This is a genomic window from Curtobacterium sp. GC_Cur_3 (assembly GCF_026544205.1).
Classification (GTDB): domain Bacteria; phylum Actinomycetota; class Actinomycetes; order Actinomycetales; family Microbacteriaceae; genus Curtobacterium.
Genome location: NZ_JALNUI010000001.1, coordinates 158,275 through 181,909 on the forward strand (window position 1 = coordinate 158,275; position 23,635 = coordinate 181,909).

Annotated in this window: 21 protein-coding genes; 1 reads left to right on the forward strand and 20 read right to left on the reverse strand. The window is 71.7% G+C overall.

Features of this window, described 5'->3' with window-relative positions:
* Positions 1 to 9: 9 nt before the first annotated feature.
* From gmk to OXR63_RS00770, 11 genes are all read right to left on the reverse strand, one after another.
* The gene (gene gmk / locus OXR63_RS00720) at positions 10 to 939 is read right to left on the reverse strand and encodes a guanylate kinase (RefSeq protein ID WP_267419362.1); all 930 of its coding nucleotides are present in this window, start codon (positions 937 to 939) and stop codon (positions 10 to 12) included.
* Positions 936 to 1,811, reverse strand: a complete 876-nt coding sequence (gene pyrF / locus OXR63_RS00725) for an orotidine-5'-phosphate decarboxylase (RefSeq protein ID WP_267419363.1) — start codon at positions 1,809 to 1,811, stop codon at positions 936 to 938. Before pyrF ends, gmk begins: the two co-directional genes overlap by 4 nt.
* Positions 1,808 to 5,101: a carbamoyl-phosphate synthase large subunit gene (carB, locus tag OXR63_RS00730; RefSeq protein WP_267419364.1), complete on the reverse strand. Its 3,294-nt coding sequence runs from the start codon at positions 5,099 to 5,101 to the stop codon at positions 1,808 to 1,810. Before carB ends, pyrF begins: the two co-directional genes overlap by 4 nt.
* Positions 5,101 to 6,300 (reverse strand): glutamine-hydrolyzing carbamoyl-phosphate synthase small subunit, encoded by a 1,200-nt coding sequence (gene carA, locus OXR63_RS00735; RefSeq protein ID WP_267419366.1) that lies wholly within the window; start codon positions 6,298 to 6,300, stop codon positions 5,101 to 5,103. Before carA ends, carB begins: the two co-directional genes overlap by 1 nt.
* Positions 6,297 to 6,842 (reverse strand): PH-like domain-containing protein, encoded by a 546-nt coding sequence (locus tag OXR63_RS00740; protein ID WP_267419367.1) that lies wholly within the window; start codon positions 6,840 to 6,842, stop codon positions 6,297 to 6,299. Before OXR63_RS00740 ends, carA begins: the two co-directional genes overlap by 4 nt.
* Positions 6,839 to 8,206 (reverse strand): dihydroorotase, encoded by a 1,368-nt coding sequence (locus OXR63_RS00745; RefSeq protein ID WP_267419368.1) that lies wholly within the window; start codon positions 8,204 to 8,206, stop codon positions 6,839 to 6,841. Before OXR63_RS00745 ends, OXR63_RS00740 begins: the two co-directional genes overlap by 4 nt.
* Positions 8,203 to 9,180 carry an aspartate carbamoyltransferase catalytic subunit gene (locus OXR63_RS00750; protein WP_267419370.1) on the reverse strand — a complete coding sequence of 326 codons (978 nt, stop codon included), beginning with the start codon at positions 9,178 to 9,180 and terminating at the stop codon, positions 8,203 to 8,205. Before OXR63_RS00750 ends, OXR63_RS00745 begins: the two co-directional genes overlap by 4 nt.
* Positions 9,177 to 9,770, reverse strand: a complete 594-nt coding sequence (pyrR, locus tag OXR63_RS00755; protein WP_267419371.1) for a bifunctional pyr operon transcriptional regulator/uracil phosphoribosyltransferase PyrR — start codon at positions 9,768 to 9,770, stop codon at positions 9,177 to 9,179. Before pyrR ends, OXR63_RS00750 begins: the two co-directional genes overlap by 4 nt.
* A 58-nt stretch (positions 9,771 to 9,828) precedes the next feature.
* Positions 9,829 to 10,281, reverse strand: coding sequence for a transcription antitermination factor NusB (nusB, locus tag OXR63_RS00760; RefSeq protein WP_267419372.1), 453 nt, complete (start codon positions 10,279 to 10,281; stop codon positions 9,829 to 9,831).
* 9 nt (positions 10,282 to 10,290) lie between these two features.
* Complete coding sequence (gene efp / locus OXR63_RS00765) at positions 10,291 to 10,851, reverse strand: elongation factor P (RefSeq protein ID WP_071275071.1); 561 nt, start codon at positions 10,849 to 10,851, stop codon at positions 10,291 to 10,293.
* 153 nt (positions 10,852 to 11,004) lie between these two features.
* Positions 11,005 to 12,696 (reverse strand): ABC1 kinase family protein, encoded by a 1,692-nt coding sequence (locus tag OXR63_RS00770; RefSeq protein WP_267419374.1) that lies wholly within the window; start codon positions 12,694 to 12,696, stop codon positions 11,005 to 11,007.
* 424 nt (positions 12,697 to 13,120) lie between these two features.
* Between OXR63_RS00770 and OXR63_RS00775 the strand changes: the two genes are divergently transcribed.
* Complete coding sequence (locus OXR63_RS00775) at positions 13,121 to 13,318, forward strand: hypothetical protein (protein ID WP_267419375.1); 198 nt, start codon at positions 13,121 to 13,123, stop codon at positions 13,316 to 13,318.
* 9 nt (positions 13,319 to 13,327) lie between these two features.
* Here OXR63_RS00775 and aroB read toward each other — a convergent pair whose 3' ends face one another.
* From aroB to OXR63_RS00820, 9 genes are all read right to left on the reverse strand, one after another.
* Positions 13,328 to 14,425: a 3-dehydroquinate synthase gene (aroB, locus tag OXR63_RS00780; protein WP_374116040.1), complete on the reverse strand. Its 1,098-nt coding sequence runs from the start codon at positions 14,423 to 14,425 to the stop codon at positions 13,328 to 13,330.
* Positions 14,422 to 14,961 (reverse strand): shikimate kinase, encoded by a 540-nt coding sequence (locus OXR63_RS00785; protein ID WP_441315712.1) that lies wholly within the window; start codon positions 14,959 to 14,961, stop codon positions 14,422 to 14,424. The genes aroB and OXR63_RS00785 overlap by 4 nt, the downstream gene beginning before the upstream one ends.
* 11 nt (positions 14,962 to 14,972) lie before the next feature.
* Positions 14,973 to 16,193: a chorismate synthase gene (gene aroC, locus OXR63_RS00790; protein ID WP_267419376.1), complete on the reverse strand. Its 1,221-nt coding sequence runs from the start codon at positions 16,191 to 16,193 to the stop codon at positions 14,973 to 14,975.
* 57 nt (positions 16,194 to 16,250) lie between these two features.
* Entirely contained in the window at positions 16,251 to 17,558 is a 1,308-nt protein-coding gene (mltG, locus tag OXR63_RS00795; protein ID WP_267419377.1) for an endolytic transglycosylase MltG, read from the reverse strand.
* Between the two features lie 332 nt (positions 17,559 to 17,890).
* The gene (gene ruvX / locus OXR63_RS00800; RefSeq protein WP_267419378.1) at positions 17,891 to 18,343 is read right to left on the reverse strand and encodes a Holliday junction resolvase RuvX; all 453 of its coding nucleotides are present in this window, start codon (positions 18,341 to 18,343) and stop codon (positions 17,891 to 17,893) included.
* A gap of 2 nt (positions 18,344 to 18,345) precedes the next feature.
* Positions 18,346 to 21,003, reverse strand: a complete 2,658-nt coding sequence (alaS, locus tag OXR63_RS00805; protein ID WP_267419380.1) for an alanine--tRNA ligase — start codon at positions 21,001 to 21,003, stop codon at positions 18,346 to 18,348.
* A 90-nt stretch (positions 21,004 to 21,093) separates the two neighbouring features.
* Positions 21,094 to 21,291 (reverse strand): hypothetical protein, encoded by a 198-nt coding sequence (locus OXR63_RS00810; protein ID WP_267419381.1) that lies wholly within the window; start codon positions 21,289 to 21,291, stop codon positions 21,094 to 21,096.
* Between the two features lie 120 nt (positions 21,292 to 21,411).
* A complete protein-coding gene (rpsD, locus tag OXR63_RS00815; RefSeq protein ID WP_071275052.1) occupies positions 21,412 to 22,041 on the reverse strand; it encodes a 30S ribosomal protein S4 in 630 nt (209 codons plus the stop codon).
* Between the two features lie 235 nt (positions 22,042 to 22,276).
* Positions 22,277 to 23,632, reverse strand: a complete 1,356-nt coding sequence (locus tag OXR63_RS00820) for a replication-associated recombination protein A (protein ID WP_267419430.1) — start codon at positions 23,630 to 23,632, stop codon at positions 22,277 to 22,279.
* Between the last annotated feature and the right edge of the window lie 3 nt (positions 23,633 to 23,635).

Genomic DNA, 23,635 nt, shown 5'->3' on the forward strand with positions numbered 1-23,635 from the left:
CGCTCCCGGCTAGGGCGCAGTGAACAAGTCTACGACCTCGCGTGCCGCCGTGCCGACATCCGAGTTCACGATCCGCACGTCGAACTCGTCCTGCGCGGCCAGCTCGACCTTCGCGGTCTCGAGTCGGCGGGCCTGTTCCTCGGACGACTCGGTCCCGCGGCCGATGAGCCGGCGGACCAGTTCGTCCCACGTCGGGGGCAGCAGGAACACCAGGACCGCCTCGGGCATGGCGTCACGCACCTGCCGGGCGCCCTGCAGGTCGATCTCGAGCATCACCTTGTCGCCGGCGTCCAGCGCGCGGTCGATCGGCGGGCGCGGCGTGCCGTACCGGTAGGAGTTGTGCACGGTCGCCCACTCGAGCAGTTCGCGCTCGCGGATCATCCGGTCGAACTCGGCGTCGTCGACGAAGTAGTAGTGCACGCCGTCGACCTCGCCGGGCCGCGGCTTCCTGGTGGTCGCGGAGACGCTGAGGTTCACCTCGGGGTACTGCTCGCGGATGTACGCGCTGACGGTCCCCTTGCCGACGGCGGTGGGTCCGGCGAGCACGACGAGCTTCGACACACCGCGCTTCCGCCCGCGCGCGGCGAGCCAGTCGGAGAGCGCCGTCCGCTGCCGGGTGCCGAGGCCGCCGAGCCGCTTCGAGGGTGCGATCCGGAGCGAGCCCATGATGGTCTCGGCGCGGGCCGGTCCGATGCCGTTCAGGCTGGTCAGGAGGTCACGGACCCGGAGGGACTTCTCGGCGGGGGCGTCGGCGTCGCTCCAGGCGGTGCGGGCGACGTCGAGCGCCGACCGCTCCCCCGTGGCGACGGCGGACTTCACCGCGGCGCGGGCACGGCGGGCGGCCACGGCGGCACGGGCAGCCGCGGCGCGGTCCACCTCGGGCGGCGTGCGGTGCGCGGGCAGGGAACCGGAGTCGTGGGTGATGCCGTCGTCGGTCATGCCAGGGCCGCCTGGATCCGCTCGGCACGGTCGGTCACGAGAGCGGCGACGCCGTCGGGGCCGTCGGTCAGCAGCCCGCGGGACTCGCTCACGAGCACCTGCCCGGCACGCGAGCCGTACAGCGCGCGGAGGTCCTCGATCCGGGCACCCTGGGCACCGAAGCCGGGCGCGAGCACCGGGGACGACCCGATGTCGTTCGCGCCGATGCCGAAGTCCGCGAGGTCGAGGGTCGCGCCGAGCACCAGCCCGACGTCGCCGATGGCCTGGTCGTCCTCAGCCGGGTTGTCGTCTGCCACGTCGAGAACGATACCGGCAGCGACGCTCCGCCCAGCACGCGGGCCCTCGGCGAGCACCGCGGTCTGCAGCACCCGTGCCTCGGGGTTGCTCGTCGCGGCCAGCACGAACACGCCGGCGCCGTTCCGACGCGCGACGTCGATCGTCCCGCGCAGCGAGCCGTACCCGAGGTACGGCGACACCGTCATCGCGTCGGCCGCGAACGGCCCGTCTTCGTCGATCCACGCGGTCGCGTAGTCGTCCCCCGTCGTCCCGATGTCGCCGCGCTTGACGTCGGCGACGACCAGGAGGCCCGCGTCACGTGCCCGACGGATCGTCGCGTCGAGCGCGCGGTAGCCGGCCACCCCCGCGGCCTCGAAGAACGCGACCTGCGGCTTGACGACGGCGGCCCGACCGGCGGCCGCGTCCACCAGGACGCGGCCGAACGCGGTCAGCCCGGCCTCGTCACGGCCGAGCCCCCACGCCGCCAGGGTGGCGGCGTGGGGGTCGATGCCGACGCACAGCGCGGACCGCGACCCGATGGCGGCCGCGAGCCGGACGCCGAAGGAGGCCGAGCCTCCGTCCCGGACAGCCGTCACCAGCCCGCCCGCTCGAGCGCGTAGTCCTGCAGGCTGCGCACGCTGTGCGGGGTGCCGATCGTCTCGATGGCCGCGACGGCGGCACCGAGCTGGGCGATCGTCGTGAACAGGGGCTTGTCCGCGGCGACCGTGGCCGCGCGGATCTCGTAGCCGTCGGCGCGACCGGCGGCACCCGACGGGGTGTTGATCACGATGTCGACCTCGTTGCGGGCGAGCAGGTCGACGACGCTCTCGCCGCCCTGGCTGTACTTGCCGACCACGTCGACCAGGATCCCGTTGCGGCGGAGCACCTCGGCGGTGCCCTCCGTCGCGGTGATCGTGAAGCCGAGCTGCTGCAGGCGGTGCACCGGCAGGACGATCGCGCGCTTGTCGGTGTCCGCGACGCTCACGAACACGGTGCCGCTCGTCGGGAGCCCACCGTAGGCGGCCTCCTGGCTCTTCAGGAACGCCCGCGGGAAGTCGCGGTCGATGCCCATGACCTCGCCGGTGGAGCGCATCTCGGGGCTGAGGACCGAGTCGACGACCTGGCCCTCGGTGGTGCGGAAGCGGCGGAAGGGCAGCACGGCCTCCTTCACGGCGACCGGTGCCTGCGCCGGCACGAAGGCGCCGTCGCGGGCGGGCAGCATGCCCTCGTCGACGAGCGCGGCGATCGAGGTGCCCGTCATGATCCGCGCGGCGGCCTTGGCCAGTGCGATGCCGAGGGCCTTCGAGACGAACGGGACGGTGCGGCTGGCACGCGGGTTCGCCTCGAGGACGTAGAGCACGCCGGCGGCGATGGCGAACTGCACGTTGAGCATGCCGCGCACACCGACGCCGCGCGCGATCTTCTCGGTCGCGTCGACCACGGCCTGGATCTCGCTGCGGCCGAGGCCCACCGGCGGGAGGGTGCAGGACGAGTCGCCGGAGTGGATGCCGGCCTCCTCGATGTGCTCCATCACGCCGCCGATGTAGAGGCGCTCACCGTCGAAGAGCGCGTCGACGTCGATCTCCACCGCGTCGTCGAGGAACCGGTCCACCAGGAGCGGCAGCTCCGGGCCGATGATCGCCTGGTCGGCCATCCGGCCGAAGTAGTCGGCCATCGCGGTGGAGTCGTAGACGATCTCCATCCCGCGGCCGCCGAGCACGTAGGACGGGCGGACGAGCACCGGGTAGCCGATCTCCTCGGCGATGCCGGTGGCGCTGGCCAGGTCGTGCGCGGTGCCGTTGCGGGGTGCGAGCAGGCCGGCCTGGTCGAGGATCGCGGAGAACTGGCCGCGCTCCTCGGCGGAGTCGATCGCGGTCGGGGTGGTGCCGAGGATCGGGATGCCCGCCGCCTCGAGGGGCTTCGCGAGCCCGAGGGCCGTCTGGCCGCCGAGCTGCACGACGACGCCGACGAGCTCACCCGAGGCGGCTTCGGCCTCGATGACCTCGAGGACGTCCTCGGTGGTGAGGGGCTCGAAGTACAGCCGGTCCGAGGTGTCGTAGTCCGTCGACACCGTCTCCGGGTTGCAGTTGATCATGATCGTCTCGAACCCGGCGTCGCTCAGCGCGAAGGACGCGTGCACGCAGGAGTAGTCGAACTCGACGCCCTGGCCGATGCGGTTCGGGCCGGAGCCGAGGATGACGACCTTCTTCCGGTCGCTCGGCGCCACCTCGGTCTCGACGTCGTAGGACGAGTAGTGGTACGGCGTCAGGGCCGGGAACTCGCCGGCGCAGGTGTCGACCGTCTTGAAGACCGGCCGGATGCCGAGCTCGTGGCGCGTGTCGCGGACCTGCTGCTCGGTGACCTGCTGGTCGGCCGTGCTCCGCAGCGAGGCGATCTGGATGTCGCTGAAGCCGTGCTCCTTGGCCCAGCGGATCGTGTCCTCGTCGAGGGTGTCGGCGGCGCGGATCTCCTCGGCGACCTCGTTGATGAGCACGATCTGGTCGAGGAACCACGGGTCGATCTTCGTGGCGTCGAAGACCTCGGCTGCCGTGGCGCCGGCGACGAGCGCCTGCTGCACCGTGACGATGCGGCCGTCGGTGGGGATCGCGGACTTCGCCAGGAGCGCGTCCTTGTCGAGCTCGGCGGCCGGGGTGTCCCAGTGGAAGCTCGACCCCCGCTTCTCGAGCGAGCGCAGCGACTTCTGCATGGCGGTGGCGAAGTTCCGGCCGATGGCCATCGCCTCGCCGACGCTCTTCATCGTCGTCGTCAGGGTGGCGTCGGCGGCCGGGAACTTCTCGAACGCGAAGCGCGGGGTCTTCACGACGACGTAGTCGAGCGTCGGCTCGAAGCTCGCCGGGGTGACCCGCGTGATGTCGTTCTGGATCTCGTCGAGGCGGTACCCGATGGCGAGCTTCGCGGCGATCTTGGCGATCGGGAAGCCCGTCGCCTTCGATGCCAGGGCGCTCGACCGGGACACGCGCGGGTTCATCTCGATGACGATCACGCGGCCGTTCGCCGGGTCGATGGCGAACTGGATGTTGCACCCACCGGTGTCGACCCCGACGCGGCGGATGATGTCGATGCCGATGTCACGCAGGTTCTGGTACTCGCGGTCGGTCAGCGTCAGCGCGGGGGCGACGGTGATCGAGTCGCCGGTGTGCACGCCCACCGGGTCGACGTTCTCGATCGAGCAGACGACCACCGTGTTGTCGGCGTTGTCGCGCATCAGCTCGAGCTCGTACTCCTTCCAGCCCAGGATCGACTCCTCGAGCAGGACCTCGGTCGTGGGGCTGGACTGCAGCCCGTCGCCGACGAAGCGGATGAGCTCGGTCTCGTTGTACGCGAAGCCGGAGCCGAGGCCGCCCATGGTGAAGGACGGGCGGACGACGAGCGGGTAGCCCAGGTCCTTCGCGAACTCCTTTGCTTCTTCGAGGGTGTGGGCGATGTGGCTGCGGGCGACGTCCGCGCCGGACTCGAGGACGAGCTCCTTGAAGAGCTGGCGGTCCTCACCACGCTGGATCGCGTCGACCTTGGCGCCGATGAGCTCGACGCCGTGCTTGTCGAGGATCCCGGCCTCGTCGAGGGCGATCGCCGCGTTCAGGGCGGTCTGGCCGCCGAGCGTCGGCAGGACGGCGTCCGGCTGCTCGATGCGGATGATCTCCTCGAGCGACGCGTTCGTGATCGGCTCGATGTAGGTCGCGTCGGCGAAGTCCGGGTCGGTCATGATCGTCGCCGGGTTCGGGTTGACCAGGATCACGCGGATGCCCTCGGCGCGGAGCACGCGGCAGGCCTGGGTGCCGGAGTAGTCGAACTCGGCGGCCTGCCCGATGACGATCGGGCCGGAGCCGATGACGAGGACGGAGGTGATGTCGGGGCGCTTGGGCATCAGTTGCCCTCCTTCGTGATGTCGCCGGCGGGCGTCGTGGCGTCGGCGGTCGCCGCGTCGAGCGGCTCGCCGGCACGACGGGCCACGACCATGTCGCGGAACCGGTCGAACAGGTACATGCTGTCGTGCGGTCCGGCGGCGGCCTCGGGGTGGTACTGCACGCTGAACGCGGGGATGTCGAGCGCGCGGAGGCCCTCGACGACGTTGTCGTTGAGCGAGTAGTGCGAGACCTCGACCCGGCCGAAGCCGACCGGGGACTCGAGGACCTCGCCGACGGGGGCGTCGACCGCGAAGCCGTGGTTCTGGCTCGTGATCTCGACCTTGCCGGTCGTGGTGTCGAGCACCGGCTGGTTGATGCCGCGGTGCCCGAACGGCAGCTTGTAGGTGCCGAAGCCGAGCGCGCGGCCGAGCAGCTGGTTGCCGAAGCAGATGCCGAAGAACGGGCGGCCGTCGCGCAGGCTCTCCTGCAGCAGGGTGACCTGCGCGTCGGAGGCCGCCGGGTCGCCGGGGCCGTTCGAGTAGAACAGGGCGTCGGGGTCGAGCTCGCGGAGCCGCTCGACGGTGACGTCCTGCGGCAGCACGTGCACCTCGAAGCCGCGCTGGGCGAGGTAGCGGGTGGTCGAGGTCTTCACGCCGAGGTCGAGCACGGCCAGCGTGCCGATCTGCTCGCCGACCGCGTCAACCACGTACTCGGCGTCGGTCGACACCGCGGCGGAGAGGCTCTGCCCGGCCATGTCGGCCTGCTCGCGGACCAGCGCGAGCTGGTCGTCCGACGACAGCGCGGCGTCGGGGCCGCTGAAGACGCCGCCCTTCATCGCCCCGGCGTCGCGGATGCGGCGGGTCACGGCGCGGGTGTCGATCCCGGAGATCCCGACGATGCCGTCGCGCTCCAGGTGGTCGTCGAGCGACGCGGTGGCACGGTGGTTCGACACCACGCGGCTGGGGTCGCGGACGACGTACCCGGCGACCCAGATGCGACGGGACTCGGGGTCCTCGTCGTTGACGCCGGTGTTGCCGATGTGCGGCGCGGTCTGCACCACGATCTGCCCGGCGTACGACGGGTCGGTCAGCGTCTCCTGGTAGCCGGTCATCCCGGTCGCGAACACCACCTCGCCGAGGCTGCGTCCGCGGGCGCCGTACGCCCATCCGTCGTGTCGGGTGCCGTCCTCGAGGACCAGCACGGCCCGTTCGCGTGTCATGAGTTCGTCCCTTCGCCCGCGGTCTGCGGGTGGTTGTGCTTCGTCGCCAGCTCCTGGAGTGCGTGCAGCGCGGCTGCGTCGCCCTCCGGGAACCGGAAGTAGGTGTCGAGGTCCGTCGCACCAGCGGCGCCGGTCGCCGTCCATCGCAGACGCACCAGCCCCCCTGGCTCGACGACGCGGTCGATGGCCGCGGTCGCCCGGTCGGCGCCGCGCACCAGGTCGGCGGCGATCCAGCGGTCGGCCTCCCCCGCCAGGTGCAGGACGACGCCGGTCTCGTGGACGGTCACGCCGCCACGGCCCCGGAAGCCGAGTCCGCCCGCCGTGATGCGCTCCAGCGGCTGATCGGCACGGGTCGTCGCGACGGTGAAGCCGTCCCAGGACCCGACCGCCTGGGGCAGGCCGGTCGGCACACCGACGGGAGGCACGGCGTCGGTCTGCTTCCTGACCCGCGTCCGCCAGGTGCGCGCCATCGCCACGAACAGCGCGGCCACCGCGAGCAGGATCAGTCCGCCGAGGAGCCACCGCGCGGCGTCGCCGCTCATGCCCGGGCCCCCTCGGTGGCACGGGCTGCCGTGCGCGCTGCGGCCGCGACGGTGTCGGGGTCGACGAGCGCGCCCTCGAGGAGCGTCGGGTAGCCCTGGTGGAAGGTCGCGACGACCCGGCCCGGCAGGCGCATGCCGAGGTACGGCGAGTTCTGCGACTGCCCCGCCAGGTCGGCCACGGCGAACTCGCGGACCGCGCTCGGGTCGTACAGGGTGACCTCGGCCGGGGCACCCTCGGCGATGGCGTGTCCGTGGCCCTCGACCTGGCCGATGCGGGCCGGTGCGCTCGAGAGCACGCGGGCGACGTCCGACCAGTCGAGGAGTCCCTGCTCGACGACGGCGGCGTGCACCACGCTCAGCGCGGACTCGAGCCCCACCATGCCGTTCGCGGCGGCCGGCCACTCGCAGCACTTCGCCTCGGCGGTGTGCGGTGCGTGGTCGGTGGCGACGATGTCGATCGTGCCGTCAGCGAGGGCGGCGCGCAGGGCGTCGACGTCCTCGCGGGAGCGCAGCGGCGGGTTCACCTTGTAGCGGGCGTCGTAGCCGGGGGCGCCGTCGACCCCGGCGATGAGGTCCTCGGTCAGCACCAGGTGGTGCGGCGTGACCTCGGCCGTGACGTCGATCCCGCGGGACTTGGCCCAGCGGATGACCTCGACGCTGCCGGCGGTCGAGACGTGGCAGACATGCAGTCGCGCTCCGACGTGGTCGGCGAGCAGGACGTCACGGGCGATGATGGCCTCCTCCGCCACGGCCGGCCACCCGGCGAGACCGAGTTCGGAGGACAGGCGGCCCTCGTTCATCTGCGCGCCGATGGTCAGGCGAGGCTCCTGCGCGTGCTGCGCCAGGACCCCGCCGAAGCCCTTGATGTACTCCAGTGCGCGGCGCATCAGCAGCGGGTCGGCCACGCACGAGCCGTCGTCGGAGAACACCCGGACCTTCGCGCGGGAGGTCGCCATCGCGCCGATCTCCGACAGGTGTGTGCCCTGCAGGCCCTGGGACACGGCGCCGATCGGGCGGACCGTGACGTAGCCGGCGTCGTCGCCGAGGGCCTGGACCTGCTCGACCACGCCCGCGGTGTCGGCGACCGGGCTGGAGTTGGCCATCGCGTTGACGGCGGTGAAGCCACCGGCGGCCGCGGCACGCGAGCCGGAAAGGACCGTCTCGGACTCCTCGTGGCCGGGCTCGCGGAGGTGGGTGTGCAGGTCCACGAGACCGGGCATGGCGATCAGGCCGTCCGCGTCCACGGTCGTGGCGCCGGCCGTGTCGAGACCGGACCCGACCGCGGTGATGCGCCCGGCCTCCAGGCGGATGTCGGCTCGCGAGCCGTCGACCAGCTGGGCGCCGCGGATGAGGTGAGCGGTCATGCGACGGACTCCTTCTGGTCGGTGCCGGACGGGGTGCCTGCGCCAGTCAGGGCCAGGTACAGGACGGCCATGCGGACGGAGACGCCGTGCTCGACCTGTTCGACGATCGTCGAGGCCGGCGAGTCGGCGGCCACGCCGGCGATCTCCAGCCCGCGGTTCATCGGCCCCGGGTGCATCACGAGCGTGCGCTCCGACAACCGGGCGAAGCGGGCGGCCGTCAGGCCCCAGTGGCGCGTGTACTCGCGGGGGTTCGGGAAGAAGGCGTCGTTCATGCGCTCCTGCTGGATGCGGAGCGTCATCACGACGTCCGGGTCCTCGGCGAGGGCGGTGTCGAGGTCGTGGTGCACGGCGGCACCGAACGGCCGCGCGGTCGCCGGGAGCAGGGTCGGCGGCGCAGCGAAGGTGACGCTCGCACCGAGCGTGCGGAGCAGCCAGGCGTTGCTCCTGGCGACGCGGCTGTGCAGGACGTCACCGACGATGAGGACGCGGACGCCGTCGAGGCCCTGGCCGCGGGACGCGCTGCCGTGGAGCCGGCGGCGCATCGTGAAGGCGTCGAGGAGCGCCTGGGTCGGGTGCTCGTGGGTGCCGTCGCCCGCGTTCACCACGGGGACGTCGATCCAGTCGGCGTCGGCCAGCACCCGCGGGGCGCCGGACGCGCCGTGGCGCATGACGATGCCGTCGATGCCCATCGCGCCGAGGGTCTGGACGGTGTCCTTGAGGGACTCGCCCTTGGAGACGCTGGAGCCCTTCGCGGCGAAGTTGATGACGTCGGCGGAGAGGCGTTTGGCGGCGGCCTCGAAGGAGATGCGGGTGCGCGTGGAGTCCTCGAAGAAGAGGTTCACGACGGTCTTGCCGCGGAGGGCCGGCAGCCGCTTGACCTCGCGCGTGTTCACCTCGGCCATCTCCTCGGCGACGTCGAGGATCGCGAGGGCGTCCGTGCGGGAGAGGTCGGCGGTGGAGAGCAGGTGCCTCATGCGTCCGCTCCCTGCTCCGGCGGCGTCTGCTCGAGCTGCGTCTGCTCGGGCTGCTCGATGACGACCTCGTCGACGCCGTCCGTCTCGGTCAGGCGGAGCGTGACGCGCTCGTCGGACGCGGTCGGCAGGTTCTTGCCGACGTGGTCTGCCCGGATGGGGAGCTCGCGGTGGCCCCGGTCGACCAGGACCGCGAGCCGGACTGCACGCGGGCGGCCGATGTTCTGCAGGGCGTCGAGCGCTGCCCGGACGGTGCGGCCGGAGTACAGGACGTCGTCGACGAGCACGACGACCTTGCCGTCGATGCCGCTCGCCGGGATCACCGTGCGGTGCGGGGCCCGGCCGATGCCGTGGCCGAGGTCGTCGCGGTGCAGCGTGACGTCGAGGGTGCCGACGCGCTGCTGGCCGCCGGACCATTCGGGCTCGATGCCGGCGAGGACCTCGCCGAGCCGGTCGGCCAGGACGGCTCCCCTGGTCGGGATGCCGAGGAGCACCAGGTCCGAGGCGCCGTGGTTGGCCTCGAGGATCTCGTGCGCGATGCGTGTCAGAGCACGCGTGATGTCGGACTGCTGCAGGACCGTGCGGGTACCCACGCCGACCTCCTTCCCCGCCTCTCAGGACGGCATTTAAAGGATGCGGACGTGGTCAACCCTAGCGGGACTCCTGGTCTCCGGCGACCGTCCGACCGGACGGTGCACGACCACCGGCGACGGCTCCGAGGACGCCGTTCACGAAGCCGGCGGAGTCGTCCGTCGACAGCGACTGGGCGAGCTCGACGGCCTCCGAGATGGCGACGGCGTCGGGGACCTCGGGGTTGAAGCGGATCTCCCAGACGCCCATGCGCAGGATGCAGCGGTCGAGGACCGGCATCCGGGCGATGGACCAGCCCTGGGCGTGGTCGATGATCACGTCGTCGATCTCACGACGGGCCTCGTCGACCCCGGTGACGACCTGGCGGGCGTAGTCCCAGCTCGACGCCCGCTCGGGGTTGTCGAGGTGGCGGACCGTCTCCGTCGCGAGGACGTCGGCGATCGGGAGCTCCCGGACCTCCGCCACGTAGAGCATGTCGAGCGCGCGCTTGCGGGCCTTCGAACGAGCACTCATCCGGCGGCCCTAGTTGACGCGGCCGAGGAAGTTGCCGTCGCGCGTGTCGATCTTCACCTTGGTGTCGGTCTCGAGGTACAGCGGCACCTGGATCTGGTAGCCGGTGGCCTTGATCGTCGCGGGCTTGGTGCCACCGGACGAGCGGTCGCCCTGCAGGCCGGGCTCGGTCTCGATCTCGGTGACGATCGACGTCGGGAGCTCGATGTAGAGCGGGTTGCCCTCGTTCATCGCGAGGGTGACCATCGCGGACTCGAGGAGGAAGTTCTTCGCGTCGCCGACGACGGTCGCGGGGACCGGGACCTGGTCGTAGGTGTCGGTGTCCATGAACACGTAGGAGTCGCCGTCCTCGTAGAGGAACTGGTAGTCGCGGCGGTCGACCGTCGCGGTCTCGATCTTCGCGCCCGCGTTGAAGGTGCGGTCGACGACCTTGCCGGAGACGACGTTCTTCAGCTTGGTGCGGACGAACGCACCACCCTTGCCGGGCTTGACGTGCTGGAACTCGACGACCGACCAGAGCTGCCCGTCGATGATGAGAACGGCGCCGTTCTTGATGTCAGTGGTACTGGCCATGAGTGTCGATGTCCCGTTCGTGTTGAGGAGTGAAGATCTGCGGGCGCTGGGGCCCCGGACGAGTGTAGCCGACGGCCTCACGCGCGCGGTCGCGGGCGGCCGCGCCGTCACGAGCGGCCGCGCCGTCACGAGCGGCCGCGCCGTCGTCGGCGCTCACTCGCGCCGTCGTGCCTGCCAGGCGTCGATCGCCGCCCAGACGAGCAGCACCACGGCCGTCCCACCGAGGAGCCCGCCGGCCACGCCGGTGCTCAGCACCGCGGTCGGCCGTGCCGGCGCCGCCAGGTACACGATCGCCAGCACGCCCGCCCCGGCACCCAGCAGCACGAGCAGGATCCGTCGGATCATGCCGGAGACGGTGCGTCGGTCGCGCTGGTCGGCGAGCAGGCGGATGTTCACCGACAGCTTGTTGCCCTCGATCGCCTCGCTGATCCGGTCGATCCGCCGGGGCAGGCGTCGGACGGTGGAGAACAGGCCGAAGAGCTCGCGCGCGGCGACGTCCCGCAGCACGCTCGGGCGGAGCTGGTCACGGATCTGCTCGCGGGCCAGGTTGCGGGACTCGTCGAGCAGGTCGAACGAGGGCAGCAGGGTGCGCAGGGTCCCCTCGAAGATCGCCAGTGCCCGGGCAGCTGCGATGAAGTCCGGCGGCGGCTTGAGCCGGTAGCGCCCGAAGACCTCGACCGCGTCGTCGACCGTCTCGACGCCGATGCGGGCGCCGGGGCCGAGCTCGTCGGCCACGAACCGGGCGATGTCCCGGCGGAAGTCGGCCTCGTCCTGCGCTCGACGCACCGGCGCCATCCGCAGCACGGCGTCCGCGATCCGCGAGGTGTCGTCCTGGATGTACGCCGCGACGAGCTCCTGCACCGTGTCGCGCAGGGTCGGGTCGAGGCGGCCCACCGACCCGAAGTCGATGAGGGCGGGGCGACCGTCGGGCAGCAGCAGGACGTTCCCCGGGTGCAGGTCTCCGTGGTAGATGCCGTCGAAGACGACCTGCCGCAGGAACGCGCGGAGGATCGCGCGCATCGGCTCGTCGAGGTCCCGGTCGACGCGGGAGGCGCGGATCGCGCTGAGCGTGTCGCCCTCGAGGAACTCCATCACGAGCACCCGCCGACCCGAGAGCTCGGGGTACGGCGTCGGGTAGCGGACCTCGTCCGGTCGTGCGCTCCTGGCCTGGGCCGCGCGGAGCGCCTCGAGGTTCCGGAGCTCTGAGGCGAAGTCGACCTGGCGGATCAGGTCGTCGCCGTACTGCGTCGCCACGTCGATCACCCCGACCTGACGGGCCTCGGTCGACGTCCTGGCGAGGAACCGCACCACGCGGAGCGCGATGTCGACGTCCTGCCGCACGGCCGCGTCGATGCCGGGTCGCTGGACCTTCACGGCGACCGCGGTGCCGTCGTGCAGCCGCGCGCGGTGCACCTGCGCGATCGACGCAGCCGCCACGGGCCTCGGGTCGAACGACTGGAAGACCTCGGCGACCGGGGCCCCGAGGTCGGCCGTGAGCAGGTCCGCGACCTCCTGCGGGTCCGCTGGCGTGACGTCCCGCTGCAGGTGCGCGAGTCCCTCGGTCCACTCGTCCGGCAGCAGGTCGTCCCGGGTCGAGAGCAGCTGTCCCATCTTCACGAAGCCGCCGCCGGCCTCCTCGAGCGCGCGACGCAGGTGTTCGGCCTGGTCACGCCGCTTGTCGGAGGTCTCCGGTTCACGCGAGAAGTCGAGGCGACGGAACGGCACGAGACCGTGTCGACGGGCGATGGACAGCAGTTCGGCGAAGCGGCGCGCGCGGGAGCGGATGGTTCCCGCGTCGGCGTCCGGCCGCGCGCCGAGGTCGCTCAGACGGGGTGGGGTGGGCACCTGTTCAGCATGCTCCCCCGGGCTGGGCGCCCCCGCCCGACTCCTCCACAGCCGGGAGGCTCGGCTCCCCGTCCACAGGTCGGCCGACCCTGGCCCCGTGGCCCGTCCCGCCTCAGGACACTCGGCGTATGGAGACAGCACTCATCGCCTCGATCGCCGCGGCCGCGTCAGCGCTCGCCGCGGTCCTGAGTTGGATCGCCGCCACGCGAGCCCGCCGGTCGTTCGACCGCAACCACGCTTGGGAGCGACTCACCTGGGCGGTGCGCTCGCACTCCACCAGTGCAGAACACGACATTTCCAGGACTGTGCTCGAACGGTTGCGGAACGTACGGTGGGCGCCCAAGGAGGACCGGAACCTCGCGGTTCGTGCCCTCCGCAGACACGACTCCCCCGCCACGGACGATGCACCGAGAAAGGACGACCGATGAGTCTCTTCCGCCCCTTGCCCGACCAGCCGTGCATCGAGCTCGACGGAACGGACGACCCGGTCGCTGACGCGTTCGAGGCCTGGCTCGAAGGCGCCACGCTCCCCGAACTGCACGAGTACCGGCGGACCGGCGTCCTCACCCTGTCGATGCGGGCGCGCTGGTGGTGGCGTCGCACCCGCCGCGTGCTGCGGTAGCGACGAGGGCTAGGCGCCGACCTCCTGGTAGGCGGTGAAGAGCAGGTGGTCCTCGGGGCCCTCGAGCGTGACGGGCTTGCCGATGCCGTCGAGCACGATGAACCGGAGCATGCCGGCGCGGGCCTTCTTGTCCCGACGCATCGTCGCCAGGAGCGACTGCCAGCGGCCGAGCGGGTAGCTCGTCGGCAGCGACAGCGACTCCAGGATCGACCGGTGCCGGTCGACGGTCGCGTCGTCGAGGTGCCCGGTCAGTCGCGCGAGCTCGGCCGCGAAGACCATGCCGACAGACACCGCCGCCCCGTGCCGCCACTGGTAGCGCTCGGCGTGCTCGATCGCGTGCCCGAGCGTGTGCCCGTAGTTCAGGATCTCCCGACGCCCCTGCTCGGTGAAGTCCTCCGACACCACCTGCGCCTTGAGCTGGATCGCGAGCTCGACCACCCGGCGGAACTCCGGCGTCGACGGGTCGGTGGCGCGGTCGACGTCGGCTTCGACGACGTCGAGGATCTCGGGCACGGCGATGAACCCGGCCTTCACGATCTCGGCGAACCCGGTGAGCACGTCGTTGCGCGGCAGGGTGTGCACCAGGTCGAGGTCCACGACGACCGCCCGGGGTGCGGAGAACACCCCGACCAGGTTCTTGCCCTCGTTCGTGTTGATGCCGGTCTTGCCGCCGACGCTCGCGTCGACCATGCCGAGCACGCTGGTCGGCACGGCGAAGTACGGCACCCCGCGCAGCCACGTCGCGGCGACGAACCCGGCGAGGTCGGTGACCGCTCCCCCGCCCAGGCCGATCACGGCATCGGTCCTGGTGAAGTCCGACTGCCCGAGGATCTGCCAGCAGAACGCGGCGACCTCGACGCGCTTGGCGGCCTCGGCGTCGGGCACCTCGGCGATCAGGGCCTCGAACCCGGCCTCGACGAGTCCGGCGCGGAGCTCCTCGGCGCGGGCACCGAGCGTGGGCGCGTGCACGATCAGGACCTTCGCGACCCGCGGTCCGAGGAGCGCGGGCAGTGACCCGAGCAGGCCGGTGCCGACTGCGACGACGTAGCCGTCCGCGCCGCCGACGCGGATCTCGGTGGTGCCTTCTGGCAGGGTCGTCTCGGTCACGGTGCTCCTTCGGTGTGGTCGCTCCGCAGCCAGGTGACGACGTCGTCGACGACGTGGGCCATGGGGCGACGAGAGGTCTCGACGACCACGTGCGCGAGCTCGGCGTAGGTGGCCGCACGGTCGTCGAGGATGGTCTGCCAGGCGTCGATGCCACCGGACGCCAGCAGCGGACGGTCGGACCCGGCGATGCGTTCGGCGACGGCTTCTGGCGACACGGTCAGCAGCACCACGCGTGCGCCGTGCATCGCCCGGCGGGTCTCCGCGTGCGTGACGGCGCCGCCGCCCACGGCGATGACGCCACCGGTCCGCATGGCACCGGCGACGGCGTCGGCCTCGAGCGCGCGGAACGCGGGCTCCCCCCGGTCGGCGAAGATCGCGGGGATCGGACCGTGCTCACGCGCGATCACCCGGTCGGTGTCCGTGAAGGGCACGCCGAGCCGCTTCGCGACGCGCTTGCCGACGGTGGACTTGCCGGCACCCATCGGGCCGATCACGACGACGGGGGCGGTGCCGTGGCCGTCGCGGTCCGCCGCCACCGGTCCACTGCTCACCAGGTGCTGGAGGGCTCAGCCGGCTCGGTGCGGCGGGAACGCAGGGTCTCCGGGATCGACGCCAGGTACGACTCCAGGTTGCGCTTGGTCTCGACGACGTTGTCCCCGCCGAACTTCTCGAGCACGGCGTCGGCCAGCACGAGCGCGACCATGGCCTCGGCCACGACCCCGGCGGCCGGGACCGCGCAGACGTCGGAACGCTGGTGGTGCGCCGAGGCGTCCTCACCCGTGGTGACGTCGATGGTGTGGAGCGCGTGCGGGATCGTCGCGATCGGCTTCATGCCCGCGCGGACGCGGAGCACCGTGCCCGTCGACATGCCGCCCTCGGTGCCACCGGCGCGGTCGCTCGTGCGGATGATCTCGCCGTCCTCGCGGTACAGCTCGTCGTGGGCCTCGGACCCGCGGCGGCCGGCGGTCTGGAAGCCGTCACCGACCTCGACGCCCTTGATCGCCTGGATGCCCATGATCGCCGCGGCGAGGCGTGCGTCGAGGCGACGGTCCCACTGCACGTGCGAGCCGAGCCCCGGGGGGACGCCGTAGAACAGCACCTCGACGACCCCACCGAGGGTGTCGCCGTCCTTCTTCGCGGCCTCGACCTCGGTCACCATGCGCGCCGAGGTGTCGGCGTCGAAGCACCGGAGCTGGTCGTCGTCGAGCCGGTCGACGTCGTCGGGCATCGGCAGCGCCAAGCCGTCGGGCACACGGACGCTGCCGACCTGCAGCGTGTGCGCGACCGAGCGGATCCCGAGCTCGGCGAGGAAGGACTTGGCGACGGCGCCGAGTGCGACGCGCGCCGCGGTCTCGCGGGCGGACGCACGCTCGAGGATCGGCCGGGCCTCGTCGAAGCCGTACTTCTGCATCCCGACGAGGTCGGCGTGCCCGGGCCGCGGGCGGGTCAGCGGTGCGCTCCGCCCGCGGGAGGCCTCGGTCTGCTCGACGGGCTCGGGGTTCATGACCTCGACCCACTTCGGCCACTCGGTGTTGCCGATCCGGATCGCGATGGGGCTGCCCATCGAGTACCCGTGCCGGACACCGCCGGAGACGTGCAGCTCGTCCTGCTCGAACTTCATGCGGGAGCCGCGGCCGTAGCCGAGCTTGCGCCGCGCGAGGTCGGTGCGGATGGACTCGAACGACACGGGGACGCCGGCGGGCAGGCCCTCGAGCATCGCGATCAGTTCGGGTCCGTGGGACTCACCTGCGGTCAACCAACGAAGCATGGTGCCATCCTCCCACAGCCGCCGGGACCGAGACACGATCGTCCCGGTCCCGTGCGGCTACTGGTACGACGGGTGCGCGCGGAGCCAGGCCTGGAACTGCTTGACCGCCTGCAGGTGCTGGTCGTACGTGTCCGAGAACGTCGTCTCGCCCGACTCCAGGTCGACCGTCACGAAGTACAGCCACTTGCCCTCGGCCGGGTGCGTGACGGCCTGCAGCGCGATGTCACCGGGGTTCGAGATCGGCCCCGGCGGCAGTCCGTCGTGCTGGTAGGTGTTGTACGGGTTCGAGGCGTCGTTGCGCTCGGCGTCGGTCGTCGTGACCCGGTGCGTGTTGCCGGTGCCGTACGCCACGGTGGCGTCGGACTGCATCCGCATGCCCTGGTCGAGCCGGTTCTGGAACACCCGCGCGACCTTCGGGTAGTCGGCGGCGAGCCCCGCCTCCTTCTGCACGAGCGAGGCGAACACGAGCACGTGCTCCTGGTCGGCCTCGGCCACACCGGCGGTCTGCAGGTGCTGCTTCATCGTGTCGACCATCGACTGGAAGTACTGCTTCGCCGACCAGCCCGGGTTGATCGGGTAGGTCGCCGGGAACAGCCAGCCCTCGAGCGAGGTCACGCCTGACGGCAACCCGTACGCGCCGACGTCCTTCGCGGCGGCGGAGACCTCGTCCTTCGTCAGGCCGGCCTTCGACACCATGCCGGCTTCGATGTCAGCCAGGACCGTGCCCTCGGGGATGACGATCGTCGCGTCCTCCACCCGGTTCGCCCGGTCCTGCAGCGCCGCCAGCGCCGCCTTCGAGCTCATCTTCTTCTTCAACGCGTACGACCCCGGCTGGAACTGCACGCTCGGGCTCGAGAGCAGGAGCTTGTAGAACACCCCGGACGTCTTCACGACGCCGCTGCGCTGCAGCGTCTTCGCGACGTCCTCGCCGATGTCCCCCTGCTTGATCGTGATCGTCACCTTCGAGGTGCCGCCGCCGGAGTAGTCGTCCGGCTCCTTGGACCCGCTGAACGCCGCGATGACCTGCTGGACCTTCGGCGCCGCGAACGCGTACGCGCCGACACCGGCGCCGAGGACGATCGCCACGATCACGATGCCCGCGATGAGCGCACCCCGTGAGCGGCGGTGCGGCTCGTGGGGACCGCGAGGCGGACGGGAGGCTCCCCCGCCGCCGTCACGGCCGTCGCCTCCGCCCCCTCCCGCGGGTCCACCACCGTCGCCGGTCCCGCGGGTGGCGTCGCCGTCACCGGGCGCCGCTGCTGCGGGGACCGCCGCGGCCAGGTCGGTGTGGTGCGCGGTGTCAGCGCCGCGTGCCGTGGCGTCCGCGTCGTACCGGTTCAGCCGCTCGCCCTCGGGTTGCTGCACCGGCGCTTGCTGCACCGGCTGCTGATCCATCGGTGCCTGTGCGGGATGCTGCTCCGTCGTCGAGCCGGCCGTCTGCGCGTCGCGAGCCGCTGCCGCCTCCCTGGCACGTGCCTCCCGGCGGGAGAGCGGGCGACCTGTGGACGGATCCCCGCTGCCGGGGCTGTCGGTGCGGTCATCTGCTGCGCCGTCTCGGCGGGAGCGGTGGCCCCGTCGATCGGCGTCGTTGCCGGTCGCGATGATCGCGTTCCAGTCCAGGTCGTCTGCCAACGGTCCTCGATCTCTCGGTGGGAACTCCGCGGGGCTCCGCCGCTTCGGTGACGACGGGGGCAGCCCTACTCGGGGAGCGGGGCCCCGGGAGGGGCGCCGGACGAGCGCTCGTGGTCGAGCGCGTGTTGCAGAATGATAACAGCGGCCGCTTGATCGATCACGGCTCGCGAGTTCTTCGTGGTCCGGCCGGCCGCACGCATGCCCCGTTGGGCCGTGACGGTCGACAGCCGCTCGTCGACCAGGCGGACCGGACGGTGCTCGGCGATCCGGGCGGCGAAGGTCCGGGCGTCCGTCGTCGACGGGGTGTCACCACCCGACATCGACAACGGCAGACCGACCACGATCTCGAGCACGTCGTACTCGTCGGCGATCGCGAGGATGCGCCGCAGGTCGTGCTTGTCGTCGCGCCGGACGGTCTCCACCGGGGTCGCGATGAGCCCGTCGCGGTCGCACACGGCGACGCCGATCCGGGCACGGCCGACGTCGATGCCGAGCCGGCGCCCGGACCGGATCGTCATGGTCAGGCCGCGAGCCGGTCGGTGACCGCGCGGAGTGCCGCCGGCAGTGCTGCCACGTCGGTGCCGCCGCCCTGGGCGAGGTCGGGCTTGCCGCCGCCACCGCCGCCGAGGACCGCCGCCGCCTCCTTCGCGAGGGGGCCGGCCTGGACGCCCGCACTGCGTGCGGCGTCGTTCGTCGCGACGATGACCGCCGGCTTCCCGTTCACCACCGCGCCGAGGACGACCACGGCCGCCTCGGTGCCGAGCTGGGCGCGCACGCTGGTGGCGAGCGACCGGAGCTCGTCGGCGGACTTCAGCCCGTCGACGGTCTCGGCGACCACGGTGGCGGCGCCGATCGTCGTGGCGAGGCGGGCGATCGCCGGGACGCGCTGCTGCAGCCCGGCGGACTCGAACTCGGCGATGCGCTTCTGCGCGACGCGGAGGTCCTCCATCAGGGACTGCACGCGTGCCGGCAGGTCAGCACGGGGGGCCTTGAGCGCGCTGGAGAGCTGCGACACGATGGTCCGCTCGACCGCGAGCTCGCGGAAGCCCTCGAGCCCGACGAGGGCCTCGACGCGCCGGTTGGTCGACCCGACGCTGGACTCGCCGACCAGGTTGACGAGGCCGACCTGGGCGCTGGAGGCGACGTGGATGCCACCGCAGAGTTCGCGCGACCAGGGGCCGCCGATGTCGACCATGCGGACCTCGGCACCGTACTTCTCGCCGAACAGCGCCTGCGCGCCGAGGGCCTTGGCCTCGTCGATCGGCAGGATGCGCGTGGAGACCGCGAGGTCGGAGCGGATCGCGGTGTTGACCACCTCTTCGATCTCGGAACGGGTCTCGAGGGAGACGGGCTGGCTCCACGAGAAGTCCAGGCGCATGTAGCCGGACTTGTTGTACGAGCCGGCCTGCAGGGCCTCCGGGCCGAGGACGTCACGGAGCGCGGCGTTGACGAGGTGCGTGGCCGAGTGCGCCTGCGTGGCACCTCGGCGGTACTCGGCGTCGACGACCGTGGTGGCGGGGGCGCCGACCGCGACCTCGCCGGAGCGGACCTGGACGGTGTGCGACCACAGACCGGTGACGGGCTTCTGGACGTCGAGGACCTCGAGGTCGAACCCGTTGCCGATGATCGAGCCCTGGTCGGCGTCCTGGCCGCCGGACTCGGCGTACAGACTGGTCTCGCTGAGGATGACCTCGGCGATGTCCCCCACCGCGGCACGGTCGACGCTGACGCCCCCGACGATGATGCCGAGCACGCGGGAGTCGGCCTGGAGTGCGTCGTAGCCGAGGAAGGTGGTCTCACCGGCGGCGCGGAAGGCGCTGTAGACGCTGAGGTCCGCGAGCGCGGTCTTCTTGCTCTTGGCGTCGGCCTTGGCGCGGGACCGCTGCTCGGACATGAGCGTGTCGAAGGCGGCGCGGTCCACGTGGACCCCTGCCTCTTCTGCCATCTCGAGCGTCAGGTCGATCGGGAACCCGAACGTGTCGTGCAGCAGGAACGCGGTGTCGCCGCCGATCGAGGGGCGGCCGTCCTGCTTGGCGCGGTCGACCGCGACGTCGAGGATCGTGGTGCCCTGGGCGAGCGTGCGGAGGAAGGTCTCCTCTTCCGCGTAGGCGATGCGCGCGATGCGGTCGTAGTCGGACGCGACCTCGGGGTAGGCGTCCTTCATGGCGTCGCGCGAGGCCGGGAAGAGCGACGGGAACGTCGCGCTCTCGACGCCGAGCAGGCGCATGGCGCGGACGGTGCGGCGCAGCAGACGCCGGAGGATGTAGCCGCGGCCCTCGTTCGACGGGGAGACGCCGTCGGCGATGAGCATCAGCGCGGACCGGACGTGGTCGGCGATGACCCGCATGCGGACGTCGTCCTCGTGCACGGCGCCGTAGCGGCGGCCGGAGACCTCGGCGGCCTTGTCGAGGACCGGGCGGACCTGGTCGATCTCGTACATGTTGTCGACGCCCTGCTTGATGAAGGCGACGCGCTCGAGCCCCATGCCGGTGTCGATGTTCTTGTTCGGCAGCTCGCCGGTGATCTCGAAGTCGTACTTCGAGCGCACGTCCGCGATCTGGTACTGCATGAACACGAGGTTCCAGATCTCGACGTAGCGGTCGTCGTCGGTGGCGGGGCCGCCGTCGATGCCGTACGCGGGCCCGCGGTCGAAGAAGATCTCCGAGCAGGGGCCGGCCGGACCGGGCTGCCCGGTCGACCAGTAGTTGGTGTCCTTGCCGAGGCGCTGGATCCGCTCGTCCGGCAGCGTGGAGTGCTGCTTCCAGAAGGCGATGGCCTCGTCGTCGTCCTCGTACACCGTGACCCAGAGGTCGTCGGCCGAGAAGCCGAGGCCGCCGTCGGGCTCCGGGGACGTCAGGAACTCCCAGGCGTACTGGATCGCCTGCTCCTTGAAGTAGTCACCGAAGGAGAAGTTGCCGTTCATCTGGAAGAACGTGCCGTGCCGCGGGGTCTTGCCGACCTCTTCGATGTCGTTCGTGCGGATGCACTTCTGGACGCTCGTGGCACGGGGGTACGGCGACGGGACGAGCCCGGTCAGGTACGGGATGAACGGGACCATGCCGGCGACCGTGAACAGCAGCGAGGGGTCGTCCGAGACGAGCGACGCGGACGGGACGATGGTGTGGCCGCGGTCACCGAAGTACTGGAGCCAACGGCGGCGGATCTCTGCGGTCTGCATGGTGCTTCCTGATGACGTGGGACGAGGCGGGTGCTGTGGAGGCGACGACGCCGGGGGACGGCGCTGGGGAGACGGCGCTGCGGACGACGGTCAGTCGTCGGTGCGGAGCTCGGCTTCGCGCGAGCGGTACCCGTCGGCGACGGCACCAGCGAAGGCCTTCGTGCGGGCATCGACCTGGGCGAGGAACGTGCCACCGCCGGACCTGCCACCGCCGGAGGTCGCTCCGACGCGGTTGGCGACGACGAACCCGATGAGCACGCCGATGACGACGAAGAACAACTGCTTCACGGTGGCTCCCTCTCGCTGGCGCCGTGGCGCGCGTCCGACCAGCTTAGTCGCCGCCCCGGGAACGCCGAACGGCGGGCCGCCCGCTGTGGACGACCCGCCGTTCGGGTGTGGTGCTGTGGATCAGCGAGCTGCGTAGTACTCGACGACGAGCTGGACTTCACAGGTCACAGGGACCTCGGCACGCTTCGGGCGACGCACGAGGCGGGCCTGGAGCTTGTCGATCTCGACCTCGAGGTAGCCCGGCACCTTCGGGAGGACTTCCAGGTGGCCACCGGCAGCGGCGACCTGGAAGGGCTCGAGCGACTCGGAGCGCGGCTTGACGTGCATGAGCTGGCCCTCCTTGACGCGGAAGGAGGGGCGGTCGACGAGCTTGCCGTCGACGAGGATGTGGCGGTGCACGATCAGCTGACGGGCCTGCGACGTGGTGCGGGCGAAGCCGGCACGCACGATGAGGGCGTCGAGGCGGGTCTCGAGCAGCTCGACCAGGTTCTCACCGGTCAGGCCGTTCGTCTTGCGGGCCTCTTCGAAGACGATGCGGAGCTGCTTCTCGCGGATGCCGTACTGGGCGCGCAGACGCTGCTTCTCTCGGAGGCGGACGGCGTAGTCGCTGTCCGCACGACGGCGCGTACGGCCGTGCTCACCGGGCCCGTAGGGGCGCTTCTCGAGGTAACGGGCCGCCTTCGGCGTCAGCGGGATGCCGAGCGCGCGCGACAGGCGGGTCTTGCTGCGGGTGCGTGACTTGGTAGACACAGGGTCCTTTTCTCTGTACTGAACTGAACTGAACACGGGTCTCGGCACGCGCACGTGCCGACGACCCCGTGAAGGGATCCAGAGGGATGAGCCTGTGGGATCGGACGGCTACAGTCCGAACCTCTGCCCCCGTGCTGCATCTGCAGCACTCTGTCCCCGACGCAGCCGCACGCGGGAACCAGGACGTAGGCCCGCCAACGATAGCAGGGTTCGCGCGGGCGCAGAAGCGCCGCGGTCACTCGCCGCGGGTGATCTTCCGGAGTCGGTCGAGGCGCGGGCCGACCTCACGTTCGTAGCCGTTCGTCGTCGGGGTGTAGTACTCGGTGCCCTCGAGCGCGTCGGGCAGGTACTGCTGCTCGGCGACCCCGTGCTCGGCGTCGTGCGAGTAGACGTACCCCTTGCCGTGCCCGAGCCGCTTCGCCCCGGCGTAGTGGGCGTCCCGGAGGTGGTTCGGCACCACGCCCATCCGACCCGCCTTGACGTCCGCCATCGCGGCGTTGACGCCGTTGTAGGCCGCGTTCGACTTGGGGGCCGTCGCCAGGTACACGACGGCTTCGGCGAGGGGGATGCGGCCTTCGGGCATGCCGATCAGCTGGACGGCCTGCGCCGCGGCGACGGCGATCGGGAGCGCCTGCGGGTCGGCCATCCCGATGTCCTCGGCCGCGGAGATGATGATGCGGCGGGCGATGAAGCGGGAGTCCTCGCCGGCCTCGATCATCCGGGCCAGGTAGTGCAGCGCCGCGTCGACGTCGCTCCCCCTGACCGACTTGATGAACGCGCTGATGACGTCGTAGTGCTCGTCGCCCTGACGGTCGTAGCGGAGCAGTGCCCGGTCGACGGCCGCAGCCACCGTGTCGGCGTCCACCACCGGCACGGTGTCGTCGTCGTCGTCCTCCTGCGCCGCCGTGGCGGACGCGGCCGCCGCCTCGAGGGCCGTGAGCGCACGGCGGGCGTCGCCGGACGCCAGCCGGACGATGGCCGCGCGGGCTTCGTCCCCGAGGACGACACCGCCGCCGAGCCCGCGGGCGTCCTCGACCGCTCGGTCCACGAGCATGCCGAGGTCGGCGTCCGTCAGGGGCTTGAGCGTGAGCAGCAGCGAGCGGGACAACAGCGGGGAGATGACGGAGAACGAGGGGTTCTCGGTCGTGGCGGCGATGAGGATCACCCAGCCGTTCTCGACACCGGGCAGCAGGGCGTCCTGCTGCGCCTTGCTGAAGCGGTGGATCTCGTCGAGGAACAGCACGGTCGTGGACCCGTAGAGGTCACGGTGCGTGAGCGCCTTCTCCATGACCTCCCGCACGTCCTTCACGCCGGCGGTCACGGCGGACAGCTCGACGAACTCCCGGCCGGACTGCCGGGCGATGGCCTGCGCGAGGGTGGTCTTGCCGGTGCCGGGCGGGCCCCAGAGGATCACGGAGACGCCGCCGGGGTTGTCCCGCGTGCCGGTGGCGAGCTGCACCAGGGGCGAGCCCCGTCCGAGCAGGTGCTGCTGGCCGGCGACCTCCTGCAGGCTGGTGGGACGCATCCGGACCGCGAGCGGGACGGACCCCTGCGCGAGGCCGACGCGGCCGCCGGTCGTGGGCGCGTTCATGCC